19 protein-coding genes are annotated in these 13,792 nt (G+C 61.2%); 4 read left to right on the top strand and 15 right to left on the bottom strand.

Annotation, left to right across the window (positions count from 1 at the left end; translation table 11 throughout):
* Positions 1–29: 29 nt before the first annotated feature.
* The 4 genes from ihfA to rpmF form a co-directional block, all read right to left on the bottom strand.
* Complete coding sequence (gene ihfA, locus BSY17_RS13625; RefSeq protein ID WP_037472241.1) at positions 30–320, bottom strand: integration host factor subunit alpha; 291 nt, start codon at positions 318–320, stop codon at positions 30–32.
* Positions 321–396: 76 nt separating this feature from the next.
* A complete protein-coding gene (locus BSY17_RS13620) occupies positions 397–1,365 on the bottom strand; it encodes a beta-ketoacyl-ACP synthase III (RefSeq protein ID WP_069065911.1) in 969 nt (322 codons plus the stop codon).
* Positions 1,362–2,390 carry a phosphate acyltransferase PlsX gene (gene plsX, locus BSY17_RS13615; RefSeq protein WP_069065910.1) on the bottom strand — a complete coding sequence of 343 codons (1,029 nt, stop codon included), beginning with the start codon at positions 2,388–2,390 and terminating at the stop codon, positions 1,362–1,364. The genes BSY17_RS13620 and plsX overlap by 4 nt, the downstream gene beginning before the upstream one ends.
* A gap of 66 nt (positions 2,391–2,456) precedes the next feature.
* Positions 2,457–2,636: a 50S ribosomal protein L32 gene (gene rpmF, locus BSY17_RS13610; protein ID WP_006957677.1), complete on the bottom strand. Its 180-nt coding sequence runs from the start codon at positions 2,634–2,636 to the stop codon at positions 2,457–2,459.
* A gap of 208 nt (positions 2,637–2,844) precedes the next feature.
* Between rpmF and BSY17_RS13605 the strand changes: the two genes are divergently transcribed.
* The gene (locus BSY17_RS13605) at positions 2,845–3,276 is read left to right on the top strand and encodes an MAPEG family protein (protein ID WP_069065909.1); all 432 of its coding nucleotides are present in this window, start codon (positions 2,845–2,847) and stop codon (positions 3,274–3,276) included.
* 3 nt (positions 3,277–3,279) lie between these two features.
* On the opposite strand, the gene BSY17_RS13600 is transcribed toward BSY17_RS13605, so the two are convergent.
* The 5 genes from BSY17_RS13600 to BSY17_RS13580 are packed head-to-tail and all read right to left on the bottom strand — an operon-like array spanning position 3,280 to position 6,226.
* The gene (locus BSY17_RS13600; RefSeq protein ID WP_069065908.1) at positions 3,280–3,939 is read right to left on the bottom strand and encodes an MBL fold metallo-hydrolase; all 660 of its coding nucleotides are present in this window, start codon (positions 3,937–3,939) and stop codon (positions 3,280–3,282) included.
* Positions 3,940–3,976: 37 nt separating this feature from the next.
* On the bottom strand, positions 3,977–4,405 hold the full coding sequence (locus tag BSY17_RS13595) for an RrF2 family transcriptional regulator (protein ID WP_037473224.1): 429 nt from the start codon (positions 4,403–4,405) through the stop codon (positions 3,977–3,979).
* Positions 4,406–4,445: 40 nt separating this feature from the next.
* Entirely contained in the window at positions 4,446–5,444 is a 999-nt protein-coding gene (locus BSY17_RS13590) for a glycerophosphodiester phosphodiesterase (protein WP_443019528.1), read from the bottom strand.
* A 38-nt stretch (positions 5,445–5,482) separates the two neighbouring features.
* Positions 5,483–5,839: an ArsC family reductase gene (locus BSY17_RS13585; RefSeq protein WP_037473222.1), complete on the bottom strand. Its 357-nt coding sequence runs from the start codon at positions 5,837–5,839 to the stop codon at positions 5,483–5,485.
* A 6-nt stretch (positions 5,840–5,845) separates the two neighbouring features.
* Complete coding sequence (locus tag BSY17_RS13580) at positions 5,846–6,226, bottom strand: RidA family protein (RefSeq protein WP_069065906.1); 381 nt, start codon at positions 6,224–6,226, stop codon at positions 5,846–5,848.
* A 151-nt stretch (positions 6,227–6,377) separates the two neighbouring features.
* On the opposite strand from BSY17_RS13580, the gene BSY17_RS13575 reads away from it, so the two are divergent.
* Positions 6,378–6,668 (top strand): hypothetical protein, encoded by a 291-nt coding sequence (locus BSY17_RS13575; protein WP_069065905.1) that lies wholly within the window; start codon positions 6,378–6,380, stop codon positions 6,666–6,668.
* Positions 6,669–6,672: 4 nt separating this feature from the next.
* Here the strand turns inward: BSY17_RS13575 and BSY17_RS13570 are convergent, their stop codons facing one another.
* Positions 6,673–7,083, bottom strand: a complete 411-nt coding sequence (locus tag BSY17_RS13570; RefSeq protein ID WP_069065904.1) for a group II truncated hemoglobin — start codon at positions 7,081–7,083, stop codon at positions 6,673–6,675.
* Between the two features lie 144 nt (positions 7,084–7,227).
* Here BSY17_RS13570 and BSY17_RS13565 point away from each other — a divergent pair, with 144 nt between their 5' ends.
* On the top strand, positions 7,228–7,749 hold the full coding sequence (locus tag BSY17_RS13565; protein WP_083217124.1) for a thermonuclease family protein: 522 nt from the start codon (positions 7,228–7,230) through the stop codon (positions 7,747–7,749).
* Between the two features lie 22 nt (positions 7,750–7,771).
* Here the strand turns inward: BSY17_RS13565 and BSY17_RS13560 are convergent, their stop codons facing one another.
* The gene (locus BSY17_RS13560; RefSeq protein WP_069065903.1) at positions 7,772–8,395 is read right to left on the bottom strand and encodes a glycine zipper 2TM domain-containing protein; all 624 of its coding nucleotides are present in this window, start codon (positions 8,393–8,395) and stop codon (positions 7,772–7,774) included.
* Between the two features lie 55 nt (positions 8,396–8,450).
* Here BSY17_RS13560 and BSY17_RS20975 point away from each other — a divergent pair, with 55 nt between their 5' ends.
* Entirely contained in the window at positions 8,451–9,257 is an 807-nt protein-coding gene (locus BSY17_RS20975; RefSeq protein WP_216095556.1) for a BglII/BstYI family type II restriction endonuclease, read from the top strand.
* Between the two features lie 3 nt (positions 9,258–9,260).
* Here BSY17_RS20975 and BSY17_RS13555 read toward each other — a convergent pair whose 3' ends face one another.
* The 4 genes from BSY17_RS13555 to BSY17_RS13540 all read right to left on the bottom strand — a co-directional run bounded on the left by BSY17_RS13555 (position 9,261) and on the right by BSY17_RS13540 (position 13,295).
* On the bottom strand, positions 9,261–9,908 hold the full coding sequence (locus tag BSY17_RS13555; protein ID WP_069066971.1) for an MT-A70 family methyltransferase: 648 nt from the start codon (positions 9,906–9,908) through the stop codon (positions 9,261–9,263).
* 71 nt (positions 9,909–9,979) lie between these two features.
* Positions 9,980–11,026 (bottom strand): ribonucleotide-diphosphate reductase subunit beta, encoded by a 1,047-nt coding sequence (locus BSY17_RS13550; RefSeq protein WP_037473212.1) that lies wholly within the window; start codon positions 11,024–11,026, stop codon positions 9,980–9,982.
* Between the two features lie 8 nt (positions 11,027–11,034).
* Positions 11,035–11,310: a hypothetical protein gene (locus BSY17_RS13545; protein ID WP_141249447.1), complete on the bottom strand. Its 276-nt coding sequence runs from the start codon at positions 11,308–11,310 to the stop codon at positions 11,035–11,037.
* A gap of 41 nt (positions 11,311–11,351) precedes the next feature.
* Entirely contained in the window at positions 11,352–13,295 is a 1,944-nt protein-coding gene (locus BSY17_RS13540) for a ribonucleoside-diphosphate reductase subunit alpha (protein ID WP_237236317.1), read from the bottom strand.
* Between the last annotated feature and the right edge of the window lie 497 nt (positions 13,296–13,792).

Genomic DNA, 13,792 nt, shown 5'->3' with positions numbered 1-13,792 from the left:
AAGAAAAAGCCAGTGGGCTAAGCCGGAGATCAGGCGACCCGGTCGCGCATCGTCTGGCTGGCGCGGAACGTCAGCACCCGGCGCGGCTGGATCGGCACCTCGACCCCGGTCTTGGGATTGCGGCCCATGCGCTGCGTCTTGTCGCGCAGGACGAAGGTGCCGAAGCTGGAGATCTTCACATTCTCGCCGCGCTCCAGCGCGACTGACATATGATCGAGGATCGATTCGACCAGCGCAGCGGCTTCCGCCCGCGACAAGCCGACATGGCGGTTGAGGCTTTCCGCCAGATCCGCGCGCGTCAATGTACCCGTGCCGCTCATAACCCGTCGCTCCCCGATGACAGAGCGCCAAATTGACCGATTTATACCAAATGTGCAAGCATTGCCTGCCGTTACGTCACAGGCGAATGACGCAGGCGCCCCAGGTAAAGCCGCCGCCCATCGCTTCCAGGACGATAAGTTCGCCCGGCTTGATCCGCCCGTCGCGCACCGCGAGGTCGAGCGCCAACGGAACCGACGCGGCGGAGGTATTGGCGTGGCGGTCGACGGTCACCACCACCCGGTCGGGCGACAGCTTCAATTTGCGCGCCGTCGCGTCGAGGATACGGGCATTGGCCTGGTGCGGGACCAGCCAGTCGATGTCGGCATTGGTCAGGCCCGCCATCGCCATGACTTCATTGAGGACCGAGGCGAGGTTGACGACCGCATGGCGGAACACCTCCTGCCCGCGCATCCGCAATTTGCCCACGGTCTGCGTCGTTGACGGGCCGCCGTCGACATAGAGAAGCTGATTGTGGCGGCCATCGGCATGGAGTTTCGACGCCAGTATGCCGCGCGCACCATCCGCGCTTTCCTCCGCCCCCAACACCACAGCGCCTGCACCATCGCCAAACAGGACGCAGGTCGCGCGATCCTCCCAGTCGAGGATGCGGCTGAAGGTTTCCGCGCCGATCACCAGCGCGCGGTTAGCGGCACCCGATCGGATCATGCTGTCCGCCACGGTCATGGCGTAGAGAAAGCCTGAGCAGACGGCGGCCACGTCGAACGCGACGCAATCGTCAATGCCAAGCGCGGCCTGGACGGTCGTGGCGGTGGCAGGAAAAGTCTGGTCCGGGGTCGCCGTCGCCAAGATGATGAGGTCGATATCCTGCGGCGCGACACCCGCCGCGTCAAGCGCGGCGCGGGCGGCATCGGTCGCCAGCGTAGAGGTCGTTTCCCCCTCTCCGGCAATATGCCGATTGCGGATGCCGGTGCGCTCAACGATCCATTCGTCGCTGGTATCGACGGTCTGCGCCAGTTCGGCATTGCTGACCGCGCGAACGGGCAGGGCCGAGCCCGTGCCCAGCAATATCGATCGACGGATCACTTGACGGGCAGCTCCAGCTTGGCGGCTTTAGTAGCCGACAGGTCCGCAATGCCCGCCATATCGGCGGCGATGCGGCGGGTGATATCCTCTTCCAGCAGCCGCGCGGCAACATGGACCGCATTGGCCACGCCCTTGGCATCGGCGCTGCCATGGCTTTTCACGACGACGCCGTTGAGGCCCAGGAAAACCGCGCCATTATGGTTGTTGGGGTCGAGATGATGTTTGAGCAGGTGCATGGCAGGCTTGGAGATCAGGAAGCCGATCTTCGAGCGGATCGAGCTGGTGAACGCCTTGCGCAGCACGTCGGTAACGAAGCGGGCGGTGCCCTCCGCAGTCTTGAGCGCGACATTGCCCGAAAAACCGTCGCACACGATCACGTCGGTATCACCGCGGCTGATCTTGTCGCCCTCGGTAAAACCATCGAACTGAAGCGGCAAGGTGTCGGCGGCGCGCAATATGGCGGCGGCGTCGCGGATCTCGTCCGTGCCCTTAAGATCCTCGGTGCCGATGTTGAGCAGGCGCACACGCGGCCGTTCAAGGTCGAAGGCGATACGCGAATAGGCCGCGCCCATCACCGCGAACTGGACGAGGTTGCGCGCGTCGCATTCGGTATTGGCGCCCAGGTCGAGCATGATGACGTCATTGTCGCCCAGCGTCGGCAGCATCGCGGCCAGCGCAGGGCGATCGACGCCCGGCATGGTCCGCAGCGCCACTTTCGCCATCGCCATCAGCGCGCCGGTATTGCCCGCCGATACCGCCGCCCCGGCCTGACCCGATTTCACGGCCGCAATGGCCATGCTCATCGAGCTGTCCTTCTTGCGGATGGCGACGCCGGGCTTGTCCGCGCCATCGACCACCGATGCAGCATGGACGACGTCCGATGCGGCCCGCAAATTAGGGTGGCTGTCGAGCGCGGCCTTGATCCGCGCTTCGTCACCGAACAGGGTGAAAAGGAGTCCATCGTGCCGGTGACGCGCGAGTGCAACACCCGCGATCATCACACGCACGCCTTCATCCCCGCCCATCGCGTCAATTGCGATTCGCGGTTGCCTGGACACGCTGATCACCCCTTTGCGGAGATCGAGACTGGCTTACGCCCCGACGGCGACGATTTCGCGACCGTTATAATGGCCACAGGCACCGCACAGATTGTGCGGGCGCTTGAGTTCGCCACAGTTGGAGCATTCCTGGAATGCTTCGACGCGCAGCGAATCGTGGCTACGGCGCATACCGCGCTTGGAGGGGGACGTTTTCCTTTTGGGGACAGCCATGTCGGCACCTTGTTCCGTAAATTATCTGGTTGTGCGACTGGCCGGTTTCCGATGGAGACGCAGACGCCACAAGGCGCCGCAGACCCATGCGGCCCGGGTGATCGCGAAGCCCTGCGCCTATAGCGGTTTTTGTTCGGGGTGCAAGTCCTTCCTTGCCGATCGCGCCCCACGCCCTAGACTGAAGCCCTACCGCAACGGGGGAATTTTCATGGCTTTGCCGATCACGCTGACCTTTGCCGCAGCCTGCGCGCTGCTCAACCTGTGGCTGGCGATTCGCTGCGTCCGGCTGCGCGCCAAGGACAAGGTGCTTCATGGCGACGGCGGCAGCGGGCTACTGGCGCGGCGGATGCGCGCCCAGGCCAACTTCATCGAATATACGCCGATCGTGCTGATCCTGTTCGCGCTCGTCGAGCTGGCGGTGGGTGGCTCCTTGTGGCTGTCCATCGCAGCGCTGGTCTATGTGCTGGCGCGCGTGGCGCACGGCTTTGGCATGGATGCAGACAAGCCCACCATCTGGCGGGCCGTTGGCGCATTGGTCACTTGGCTGGTGATGGTGGGTCTCGCGATCACGGCGCTGACGATCGCCTACACCGCCACGCGCGAAGTGCCTGTGCCGCCCGCGCTGGCGGCACAGGTGTAGGCTTTAGCCCGCCAGCACCGAATCGGCGACAAAGGGGTTGGTGCGGCGCTCATGGGCGAAATTGCTCATCGCACCGTGGCCGGGGACGAAGGCCGTGTCGCCCCCCAATGGCCACAGCTTGCCGGTAATCGCGTCGATCAAATCCTGATGATTGCCACGCGGGAAATCGGTGCGACCGATCGATCCCTGGAACAGCACGTCGCCGACGATGGCGAGCTTGCTCGGCGCATGGTGGAACACGACATGGCCCGGCGTATGGCCGGGACAATGAATGACGTCGAAGGTCAGGTTGCCGACGGTCACCCGGTCCCCGTCCTGCAGCCAGCGATCGGGCTCGAAGCTCTCGCCCGGTACGCCCCAGCGTTTACCGTCTTCGGCCAAGCGCTCGATCCAGAAACGATCCTCTTCGTGTGGCCCTTCAATCGGCACGCCAAGATCGCGGGCCAAAACCCCCGCCTGCCCGCAATGGTCGATATGGCCATGGGTGACGAGCAATTTCTCGATCGTGACCCCCTGCTCCGCCGCCGCGCGTTTCAACACCGGCAGGTCGCCGCCCGGATCGACGAAGGCACCGCGCATGGTTTGGGTACACCAGAATAGGGTGCAATTCTGCTGGAGCGGGGTGACCGGGATCAGCATGGCTTTGAGCGGAGGTGTCGTCATGCCCCCGATGTGGCGAAGCGACGCGGCGGGCGCAAGGCTAGACCGCTTCGTCCAGCGCCGCAAAGGGCTCGGCCAGGCTGATGCTGTCGAGTACCTTGGCGGTCTCATCGCGAACGCGCAGCATTACGCGGTGCAGGCGGCATTCCGATTCGGGCAGGCAGTTGGTGCAGCTTTCATGCGCGAAACGACTGGCGCAGGGGGTCAACGCCAGCGACCCGCGCGTCATCCGCACGATGTCGCCATAGCTGATATCGACAGGTGCCAGCGCCAGCCAATAGCCCCCGTCCCGCCCGCGCTGGGTCGCGACCAGCCCTTCGCGCGACAATTCGGAGAGGATGACGGTCAGGAATTTCGCGGGGATGTTCTGGCGCGTGGAAATCTCGCCGAGCGGCACCGGACCCTGGCGGTAGCGATCGGCAAGATGTTGCAGCGCGCGGATGGCGTAACGGGTCTTCTGGGACAACATAGCGTCGTTATTCGCCCCCTCGGCCGATTTTACAACCCGCTCAACGCGCGGGCGTAACCGCCGCCCGCGCCTGACCCGGAAAGTCGCTGAACAGGCCATCTACCCCGGTGGCTGCGATGGCGCGGACATAGCCCGTGAAATCACCCAGCCCCTGCGGATCGTCGAGCCGCTGATATTGCGGCGGCAGGAAGCTGTTTTCCATCCGCATCGTCCAGACATGGACCTGCAAGCCCGCATCATGCGCGCGCCCGACGAGCGCCGTCGCCCCTTCGGGCGCGATGACCAGCGCCGCGGACGGCCCGATCCCATCGGCATAGGCCGCAACATCGGTCAGCCCCTGGACGGCGAGCATGTCGGCATAGCTGGTGCCGGGCAGGTCGGCAGGGCCGCCCTCGGCATCGACCAGCTGGATGAGACGCAAGCGCGAGGTGGCGCGGATCGCTTTGAGATTACCGACCTCGAACGACTGGATGAACACCGGATCGGCCTCGGTCTGATAGCCATAGCGGCTCAGCAAATCGAGCAGCGGCGCCTGATGCGACAGGCCAAGCCCAGCGAAATAGCTCGGATGCTTGGTTTCGGGATACAGGCCGATGCGGCGGCTGCTCTCGGCCTCCTTCGCGCGCACCAGTTGCACTATCTCTTCGAAAGTGGGAATCGGATAGAGACCGTCGAACCGCTTGTTGGCAGTGCGCAGGTCCGGCAACCGCTCGCGGGCGCGCAGCGTGCGCAGTTCGGCGAGGGTGAAATCCTCGGTGAACCAGCCCGACATTTCGATGCCGTCGATCGTCTTGCTCGTTTTCCGATCGGCAAATTCGGGATGGTCGGCGACATCGGTGGTGCCGCCAATCTCATTTTCATGCCGGGCGACGAGGACGCCGTCCTTGGTCAGCACCAGGTCCGGCTCGATATAGTCCGCACCCTGGTCGATCGCCCGCTCATAGCTGGCGAGCGTATGTTCGGGCCGCTCCCCACTGGCACCGCGGTGAGCGATGATCAGCGGATCGGCCCGCGCGGCATAAAGGGGGATGAGGCTCATCAGCAGCAACAAGCCGATCCGCACCACATCCCCGCCCCTCAAGCCGAAACGCCTTGCAGCGCGTTTTCGTAGGTCGTGGCCTTGAACCCGATGATCGTGCCCTTGCCGGTGTCGAGGATCGGCCGCTTGATCAGCGACGGGTTGGTGATCATCAGCAGGATCGCCTTGTCCGCATCGATATGCGCCTTGTCTCCCGCGTCGAGCGCGCGGAAGCTGGTGCCGGAACGGTTGAAGATGGTTTCCCAGCCATGTTCCATGACCCATTCCTCCAGCTTCGCTTTATCCACGCCCGAAACCTTATAGTCGTGGAAGCTGTAGGGGACGCGCTCATTGTCCAGCCAGTTACGGGCCTTCTTGATCGTGTCGCAATTTTTGATGCCGTACATGGTGATCATGGCGACTTATCCTTTGAAGGCGGTGACTTCGATTTCGATCTTCATCTCCGGCTTGATGAGGCCGGTGACGACGCAACTGGCGGCGGGACGGATCGTGCCGAACACCGGCGCGGTCGCCTGGCCCAGATCGTCCCAATAGGCCGGGTCGGTGATATAATAAGTGACACGCACTACGTCGGCGAACGAAAAGCCTGCATCGTCCAGCGCCTTGCCGATGACCTTGAGCGCATTGGCGGCCTGATCGACCACGCTGTCGGGCATCGTCTTGGTTTCGGGGTCCGACCCGGTGGTTCCGGCGACGAAGCACCAGTCGCCCTGGACGATGGCGCGCGAATAGCCGACCTGCGCCTCGAAGGGCGAGCCGGACGAAATGAGCTGGCGAGGCATGAAGATTCCTGTTGCAGTGCGAAAAGGATCATTTGGGCCTTTGGCCTTTCAGCCCGGCGCTGTCCAGTGGTTTCCGGGGCCAGTGGTTTCCGGGGAACGCGCCGCGATGCCGACCGTTGAAGGGCGATCAATCCCTATAAGGAGACCGGCCATGGACCGCCCTACCCCCGACACGGAAGATAATAGCGAACAGGCCGATGCGGGCACGCAGGCGCAGGACGTCGCCGCCGATGCGCAGGCGCGCGCGACCGATCCGTCGGAAGATAGCGAGCGGGGCGGCGATGCCAATCCGGCGCAGATCATTCCCGACGATGTGCCCGACCTGGTCGAGCGGATGAACGATATGAACCGGTCGGGCCGGATCGACATGGATGCCTATGCGGGGGAGCCGCAGATGGATGATGAAGATGACGCCTTCGGAACGACCGAAGACGACGAGTAAGTCGTCAGGCGGCGGCGCTGTCATCCAGCCCGAAATTGATCATGCCCCGCGCCATATGGCCAAGCGCCTGCGTCATCGAATCGGCAATGGCGGGATCGATATCGTCCCGCGCTGCAATGGCGCAGGTCATCGCCATCGCCCATTGATCCGCCAACGCCGGGGTGATCGGAAAGGCGCGATGCAGCGACATGATGCACGGCCCGCGCTCAAACCAGTCGCGCGGGCCGCCCAGCCAGCCGGTCAGGAAGCGGGTCAGGCCGTGCCGTACCGGACCGAGGTCCGCTGCGTGAACGTTGCGCAGGTCCGCATAGGCTTTGTCCTCTTCCAGCAGATCGTAAAAGCGGGTGACGATGGCGCGAACGGCGGGTTCGCCGCCGATACGGGCATAGGGGCTGGGCGGCGCGGCTGCGTTCATGGGAGATGGCTCCGTTTCGGATAACCCTTTCAGCATGACGTTGGTGCGCGCCCTGTCTTTGATCCCGGCCAAATCGCGCCGGATCGGTGCGAAGATGGTCGCACTTTAACCTGTCATTTGCTGTTGGCCGCCTAGGCTCGCCCGATGGCAAGACAGGCATATGGGCGCAGCAAACGGCTCAGCGCGGCCATTAGCGGCCCATCTTTCATTTATATCCTATGTCTGGGGCTGCTGCTGGGCTGGTATGGACCGCAGTGGATCGACCGGGCAGCATTGCCGACCGCCCCGGTAGCGGGGCAAAGTCAGAGCAGCGATACGCTATCGGCGCAGTTCGGCTTTTGCCACAGCGGCGGCGGGGTCGATTGCGTCGTGGATGGCGACACATTCTGGTTCAAGGGCGCGAAATATCGGATCGCCGACATCGACACGCCCGAAACCCATGGGCCGCGCTGCGCCGCCGAGGGGGCATTGGGCGCGCAGGCCACGCAGCGGCTGCAAGCCTTGCTGAACGCTGGGCCTTTTTCCCTGGAAAGCATCGACCGCGATGTGGACCGCTATGGCCGGTCGTTGCGGGTCGTGACGCGCGGCGGCAACTCGATCGGCGGCATACTGGTGGCCGAGGGGCTGGCGCGGGAATGGGACGGGGCGCGGCGTCCTTGGTGTTGAACGCAGCGCCCCTATTCTCCTGTTAGCGGCAGTTCACGCCGCCACGGTCGATTTCGCGGCCCAGCAGAGCGCCCGCGCCACCCCCGATCAGGATACCGGCGATGTTCGACTGGCCACGGTCGATCTGGCCGCCGAGCAATCCGCCCAGCGCCGCGCCGACGATCAGGCCGGTGGTGCCGTCCGAGCGGCGGCAATAATAGCGGTCGTCATAGCCACGATAGATGCGGGTGCGGCGATCGACGCGGATCGGCTGGTAGCCGCCGCGATAATAGCGATCGGGCCGATAGCTGCGGCCATAGCGCGGGTCGGGGCGGTTCCAGTCATAGCTGTAGACCGGACGGCCAGGGCGGCGATAGGTCACGCGCTGGTCGTTCCGACGGACCTGACGCCAGTCGCGGCGATAATCCCGACGATCCACGCGGCGGTCCTGACGATCATCGCGGCGGTCGGCCCGGCGATCCTGACGATTGTCGCGGCGGTCATCCTTGCGATCGGCGCGGCGCTCCTGCCGGTCATCGCGGCGATCCTCGCGCCGCTCGCGATTGTCGCGGCCCGGCTGCGCAAAGGCGGGCGTCGCGGCAAGCCCCGTCAGCGTCATCGCGCCGAGCGACAAGGCGGCAATGGCCTGTTTGAAGGTGAATGTCATGGGCGGGTCCTTCCCTGGGTCGTGTCTCTGCTGTCAGAACCCCAGTGGATACAGGATGTTGCATGAACGGAACAAAACATGCCGTTCATCATGGGTTTGGTTGGTGGGAAATGGGCGCGGGACGGTCGCTGACGGTGAAGATGCAGATGATAGAAAGCAGCGGGATTGCCTTGCGGGAACGATGGATAGCCGGCAGAAAGATGTGATGTCCACTATCCATCTTGTTCCCGACGATTTACGTGCATTATATACTGTGAAGGAGTGGCGGAATGCCACCGGCATACTCGCGACGGCCTGTCCAGAAGAATGGGCAGAAATCATTGAAATTCTGAGAAATTTCCGTCTACTTCGTTCGCAGGTACAAGCTGCCGGGAAAAACCGCTCGCCCATATCGCGAGGACTGGACGGGCGTTTCTATGAAATGGGCTGGGTTGAGAAGAAGTTCGACACTTCGATTACTATCGACGACCAGGTCTATGAAAGCCCAACACATAAGGTAGATTGCTTCAAAGGCCGTGTGGCATTGGAGTTAGAATGGAACAATAAGGATCCATTTTTCGATCGTGACCTAAATAATTTTCGTTTACTCTTTGACTTACGCGCAATCGACGTTGGCGTAATCATTACTCGCGCAACGGAATTACAAGGCATTTTTAACAAACTTGGCAAAGGCTCTTCTTACGGAAATTCCACTACACATCATGAAAAGTTATGGCCTCGTTTGGATGGTGGCGGTGGCGGTGGATGCCCCGTTCTGACCTTCGCTATCACACCAGAGCTTTATATCGACGACGGGGCACCAACTGCCGCTATACAAGATGCAATGCCAATTGTGGACGATGACGAAGATGCAGAGTCCTGAGCGTTATTCCGCTGCTATAGCGCTGTTGTAGCTGTACGTATCCCATGTCGGCTTATAGCTGTCATCCGCCTGATTGCCCCATACGTCCCAACCTTTCCGCGCGCCACGACTGAACATTTCGAGACGTGGCCCCCATGAGCAGGACTCGATGATGTCATATTGCTCATCGGGCTTGCGACTATGTTCACGCTTGCGCGTCTGAATCATGTTGACCTGGCTGCGACCTGGATCCAGCGTGCGCGCATTTTTTCCCCGCACACCAAACAGCAGTAATTCCGTTACGTTACGGAAATAAAATCCGACACCTCGACCGTCAGAACCGCCATCCTTACGCACTTTATGCCAAACGATATTGGAAATGTAACGATAACCCCAACTTTCCATGACTTTAAGCCCATCTGGTAAAAGGGCGTTCGGGACCCACAGATAGAGATGAGAGGGGTCGGCTGCGATGTCTGCAACAGGAAGCGCGCAAATCTCTTCCAAAGTCATCGTACTGTAGCGATTGAGCCGCTTGTGTTCAGGTGCCACCTTTCCGGTGCGATTTTGAAATTGCCATGGCGGATCGGCCATAATGGTGCCGTAGCGCTTACCCTTTGCAGTGGCTGCAAGATCGATATGAGCTTCGAATGGGTCATGAGATGAGAACATAAAGAGATCCTGGCAGATCCGCATTTTCGGATCAATCCGCAAATGCGGATTGATCCATCAAACAGCAATCTTTACTCCGCCGCGATCCCCGCAGCCTTGAACATGTCCGGGTCCACCTCATCCGCATTGGCGGGCACGGCGCGGGTCTTGCGGCGGTCGAAGGCGTCCCACACGTCGTTCCACTGGCCGCGCGTCGCGCCCTTCGAATATTCCGTCGCGCGGGTTTCGAAGAAATTGGCATGTTCCACGCCGTTGAGCAGCGGGCTGAGCCAGGGGAGCGGATGCTCTTCGATCATGTAGATGGGCTTGAAGCCAAGCTGGCCCAGCCGCCAGTCGGCGATGTAGCGGACATATTTCTTGATGTCCTTCGCCGTCATGCCGGGAACCGGACCCATTTCAAAGACCAGATCGATGAACGCATCCTCGATCCGTACCGTCTTCTGGCACATATCCATGATATCTTCCCGGACCGCCGGGGTCAGGCAGCCGCGTTCGGCGCAGAAGGCGTGGAACAGCTTGATGATGCCCTCGCAATGCAGCGTCTCGTCGCGGATCGACCAGGTGACGATCTGGCCCATGCCCTTCATCTTGTTGAAGCGCGGGAAGTTCATCAGCATCGCGAAGGACGCAAAAAGTTGCAGGCCTTCGGTAAAGCCGCCGAACATCGCCAGGGTGCGGGCGATATCTTCGTCGGTATCGACGCCGAACTGCTGCAGATAGTCATGCTTGTCCTTCATCTCCTTATATTGGAGGAAGGCGCTATATTCGCTTTCGGGCATGCCGATCGTGTCGAGCAGATGCGAGTAAGCCGCGATATGCACGGTTTCCATGTTGCTGAACGCGGTCAGCATCATCTTGACTTCCGTGGGCTTGAACACGCGGCCATATTTTTCGTGGTAGCAATCCTGCACTTCCACGTCGGCCTGGGTGAAGAAACGGAAAATCTGCGTCAGCAGGTTGCGCTCATGATCGGACAGTTTCTGCGCCCAATCGCGGCAATCCTCGCCCAAGGGGACTTCTTCGGGCAGCCAGTGCAGCTGTTGCTGGCGCTTCCAGAAGTCGTAGGCCCAGGGATATTCGAACGGCTTATATTGCTTGGAGGCTTGAAGAAGAGACATGGTGAACCTCAGTTAAATTTGATCGTTTCAACGCCCTCAACAGGGCCAAATAATCCGAATATCATCGCCATCATAATCAGTAGAAACAGAGGCGCAAAAACCATCTGTATTCTTCCAATCATATTTATGTCTTTGACCGACAGTTCAGTACCTTGAATCGGCTGGCCAAAAATCTTGCGCCCTTCAAACGGATTTCTAGTCATCCGCGAGAAACGAACGCCATTGAAGAAAACACAGAGTGAAATAAGCGACACAATAGTAAGAAAAATCCAACCATCAGTCAAAACGACCCTCCTACTCGGTCAAAGTATCACTTTGACCGAAATTACTGACAGGCCAGACACTCGTCATAGTCCGTGCTTTCGATCTCGAACTTTGGCGCGTCGATCGTGTTGTCGGCTTCCACGCCGCCCGCAAAACCGGCACGCTGCACGCTCTTCGACCGCAGATAATAAAGCGACTTGATGCCCAATTCCCAGGCGCGGAAGTGGAGCATGAGCAAATCCCATTTTTCCACATCGGCCGGGATGAACAGGTTCAGCGACTGCGCCTGGTCGATATAGGGGGTGCGGTCGGCCGCGAGTTCGAGCAGCCAGCGCTGGTCGATCTCGAAGCTGGTCTTGAACGTGTCCTTTTCTTCCTGGGTCAGGAAGTCGAGATGCTGGACGCTGCCGCCATGTTCGAGGATCGAGTTCCAGACATTATTGCTGTCCTTCGCCTTCTCGATCAGCAGCTTTTCGAGATAGGGATTCTTGATCGAGAAGCTGCCCGACAGCGTTTTGTGCGTATAGATATTGGCCGGGATCGGTTCGATGCACGCGCTGGTGCCGCCACAAATGATGCTGATCGACGCGGTCGGCGCGATCGCCATCTTGCAGCTGAAACGCTCCATCACGCCCTGGTCGGCGGCGTCCGGGCAAGGGCCACGCTCGATGGCGAGCTGCATCGAGGCTTCGTCGACCTGGCCCTTGATGTGCTTGAACATGCGCAGGTTCCACGACTTGGCCATCGCACCCTCGAACGGGATGCCCCGCGCCTGGAGGAAGCTGTGGAAGCCCATGACGCCAAGGCCAACCGAGCGTTCGCGGCTGGCGCTGTACTTGGCGCGCGCCATTTCGGGCGGGGCGCGGTCGATATAATCCTGCAACACATTGTCGAGAAAGCGCATAATGTCTTCGGCGAAGAGCTTTTCGTCTTTCCACTCGTCCCAGGTTTCCAGGTTCATCGACGACAGGCAGCAGACCGCCGTACGATCATTGCCCAGGTGATCGCGCCCGGTCGGCAGGGTGATTTCCGAACAGAGGTTGGACGTTGAGACTTTCAGGCCCAGGTCGCGATGATGTTTGGGCATCATGCGGTTCACCGTGTCGTTGAACACGATATAGGGCTCGCCGGTCGCCAGGCGGGTTTCGACCAGCTTCTGGAACAGCGCGCGCGCGTCGATGGTGGAGCGGATCGACTGGTCCTTGGGGCTGCGCAGATGAAATTCACGGCCGTCGCGCACGGCTTCCATGAATTCGTCGGTCAGAAGGACGCCATGATGCAGGTTGAGCGCCTTGCGGTTGAAGTCGCCGCTGGGCTTGCGGATTTCGAGGAATTCTTCGATTTCCGGGTGCGACACGTCGAGATAGCAGGCGGCCGAACCGCGACGCAGGCTGCCCTGGCTGATCGCCAGCGTCAGGCTGTCCATCACGCGGACGAAGGGAATGATGCCGCTGGTCTTGCCGTTGAGGCCGACCGGCTCGCCGATGCCGCGCACGCTGCCCCAATAGGTGCCGATGCCACCGCCGCGCGAGGCGAGCCAGACATTCTCGTTCCAGGTGTTGACGATGCCTTCCAGGCTATCGTCCACCGAGTTCAGATAGCAGCTGATCGGCAGACCGCGTCCGGTGCCGCCATTGGACAGGACCGGGGTGGCGGGCATGAACCAGAGTTTGGAGATATAGTCATAGACACGCTGGGCGTGATCCTGATTGTCCGAATAGGCCGACGCGACGCGGGCGAACAGATCCTGATAGGATTCGCCGGGCAGCAGATAGCGATCATTCAGCGTATCCTTGCCGAATTCGGTCAGCAACGCATCGCGCGACGCATCGGTCACGATGTCGAAGCGACGCTCCACCACGGTCGAGGAGGTCAGGGGTGCCGCCTCCTTGGGCTGCGCCTTGGCCGGAGCCGCCTTGTTCGTTGCCGCTACCGCGTCCAACACTTCATCCATCACAGTCGCCACGTCGCCAGTACCACCTTGTCCGCTATCTCGAAAATCCATCTCAGCCCCCGAATGTTCCTGTTCCGTTCGATTCGGTCAAGCCCCGCGCCATCCAGTCGCGCATCAGCCGCAAACCGTTTCGTGCCGGGACCGGAACGAGGCCCGCCAGACCGCGATCGCACGGACAAAATGCCCTTCAAGCGAAACCATGTTCCGCGACGCAATCACAATCTGTTGGGTGACCCCCGTTAACCCGATACAAGGGATAGTGCCATAGCCCCTTTGGGACGCAAGAGGGTAAATGACCGTTTAGAGACTCCGTTCGTCGCTCGCCCGATTCATTTCATCGCCGCTTTTGCCTGTCGCGACGCCGCGACGCATGGACTTCCCTGCCCCCCGCAAAAGGCAAGGGGGAGCATGGCCCCAAAAAAATATATAGGGGCTTGCCACGCAAATGCGTGCGCGGCCGGAGTCGCCCCTCTCCCACCCCCTCACATTACCCATACTGGACTTGGGAGCGAGGATGCGTATAGCCCCAGCGCAAGCAGGAACCCGCC

Source organism: Sphingobium sp. RAC03, assembly GCF_001713415.1.
GTDB lineage: Bacteria > Pseudomonadota > Alphaproteobacteria > Sphingomonadales > Sphingomonadaceae > Sphingobium.
This window is presented reverse-complemented; position numbering and strand designations above follow the sequence as displayed.

What these genes read in the sequence shown, in the direction of transcription:
- ihfA (WP_037472241.1), bottom strand. Translation starts at nt 320, where the DNA reads ATGAGCGGCACGGGTACATTGACGCGCGCGGATCTGGCGGAAAGCCTC.
- plsX (WP_069065910.1), bottom strand. Translation starts at nt 2,390, where the DNA reads ATGGGCGGGGATGAAGGCGTGCGTGTGATGATCGCGGGTGTTGCACTC.
- rpmF (WP_006957677.1), bottom strand. Translation starts at nt 2,636, where the DNA reads ATGGCTGTCCCCAAAAGGAAAACGTCCCCCTCCAAGCGCGGTATGCGC.
- BSY17_RS13605 (WP_069065909.1), top strand. Translation starts at nt 2,845, where the DNA reads ATGGCTTTGCCGATCACGCTGACCTTTGCCGCAGCCTGCGCGCTGCTC.
- BSY17_RS13600 (WP_069065908.1), bottom strand. Translation starts at nt 3,939, where the DNA reads ATGACGACACCTCCGCTCAAAGCCATGCTGATCCCGGTCACCCCGCTC.
- BSY17_RS13595 (WP_037473224.1), bottom strand. Translation starts at nt 4,405, where the DNA reads ATGTTGTCCCAGAAGACCCGTTACGCCATCCGCGCGCTGCAACATCTT.
- BSY17_RS13590 (WP_443019528.1), bottom strand. Translation starts at nt 5,444, where the DNA reads ATGAGCCTCATCCCCCTTTATGCCGCGCGGGCCGATCCGCTGATCATC.
- BSY17_RS13585 (WP_037473222.1), bottom strand. Translation starts at nt 5,839, where the DNA reads ATGATCACCATGTACGGCATCAAAAATTGCGACACGATCAAGAAGGCC.
- BSY17_RS13580 (WP_069065906.1), bottom strand. Translation starts at nt 6,226, where the DNA reads ATGCCTCGCCAGCTCATTTCGTCCGGCTCGCCCTTCGAGGCGCAGGTC.
- BSY17_RS13575 (WP_069065905.1), top strand. Translation starts at nt 6,378, where the DNA reads ATGGACCGCCCTACCCCCGACACGGAAGATAATAGCGAACAGGCCGAT.
- BSY17_RS13570 (WP_069065904.1), bottom strand. Translation starts at nt 7,083, where the DNA reads ATGAACGCAGCCGCGCCGCCCAGCCCCTATGCCCGTATCGGCGGCGAA.
- BSY17_RS13565 (WP_083217124.1), top strand. Translation starts at nt 7,228, where the DNA reads ATGGCAAGACAGGCATATGGGCGCAGCAAACGGCTCAGCGCGGCCATT.
- BSY17_RS13560 (WP_069065903.1), bottom strand. Translation starts at nt 8,395, where the DNA reads ATGACATTCACCTTCAAACAGGCCATTGCCGCCTTGTCGCTCGGCGCG.
- BSY17_RS20975 (WP_216095556.1), top strand. Translation starts at nt 8,451, where the DNA reads ATGTTGCATGAACGGAACAAAACATGCCGTTCATCATGGGTTTGGTTG.
- BSY17_RS13555 (WP_069066971.1), bottom strand. Translation starts at nt 9,908, where the DNA reads ATGTTCTCATCTCATGACCCATTCGAAGCTCATATCGATCTTGCAGCC.
- BSY17_RS13550 (WP_037473212.1), bottom strand. Translation starts at nt 11,026, where the DNA reads ATGTCTCTTCTTCAAGCCTCCAAGCAATATAAGCCGTTCGAATATCCC.
- BSY17_RS13540 (WP_237236317.1), bottom strand. Translation starts at nt 13,295, where the DNA reads ATGGATTTTCGAGATAGCGGACAAGGTGGTACTGGCGACGTGGCGACT.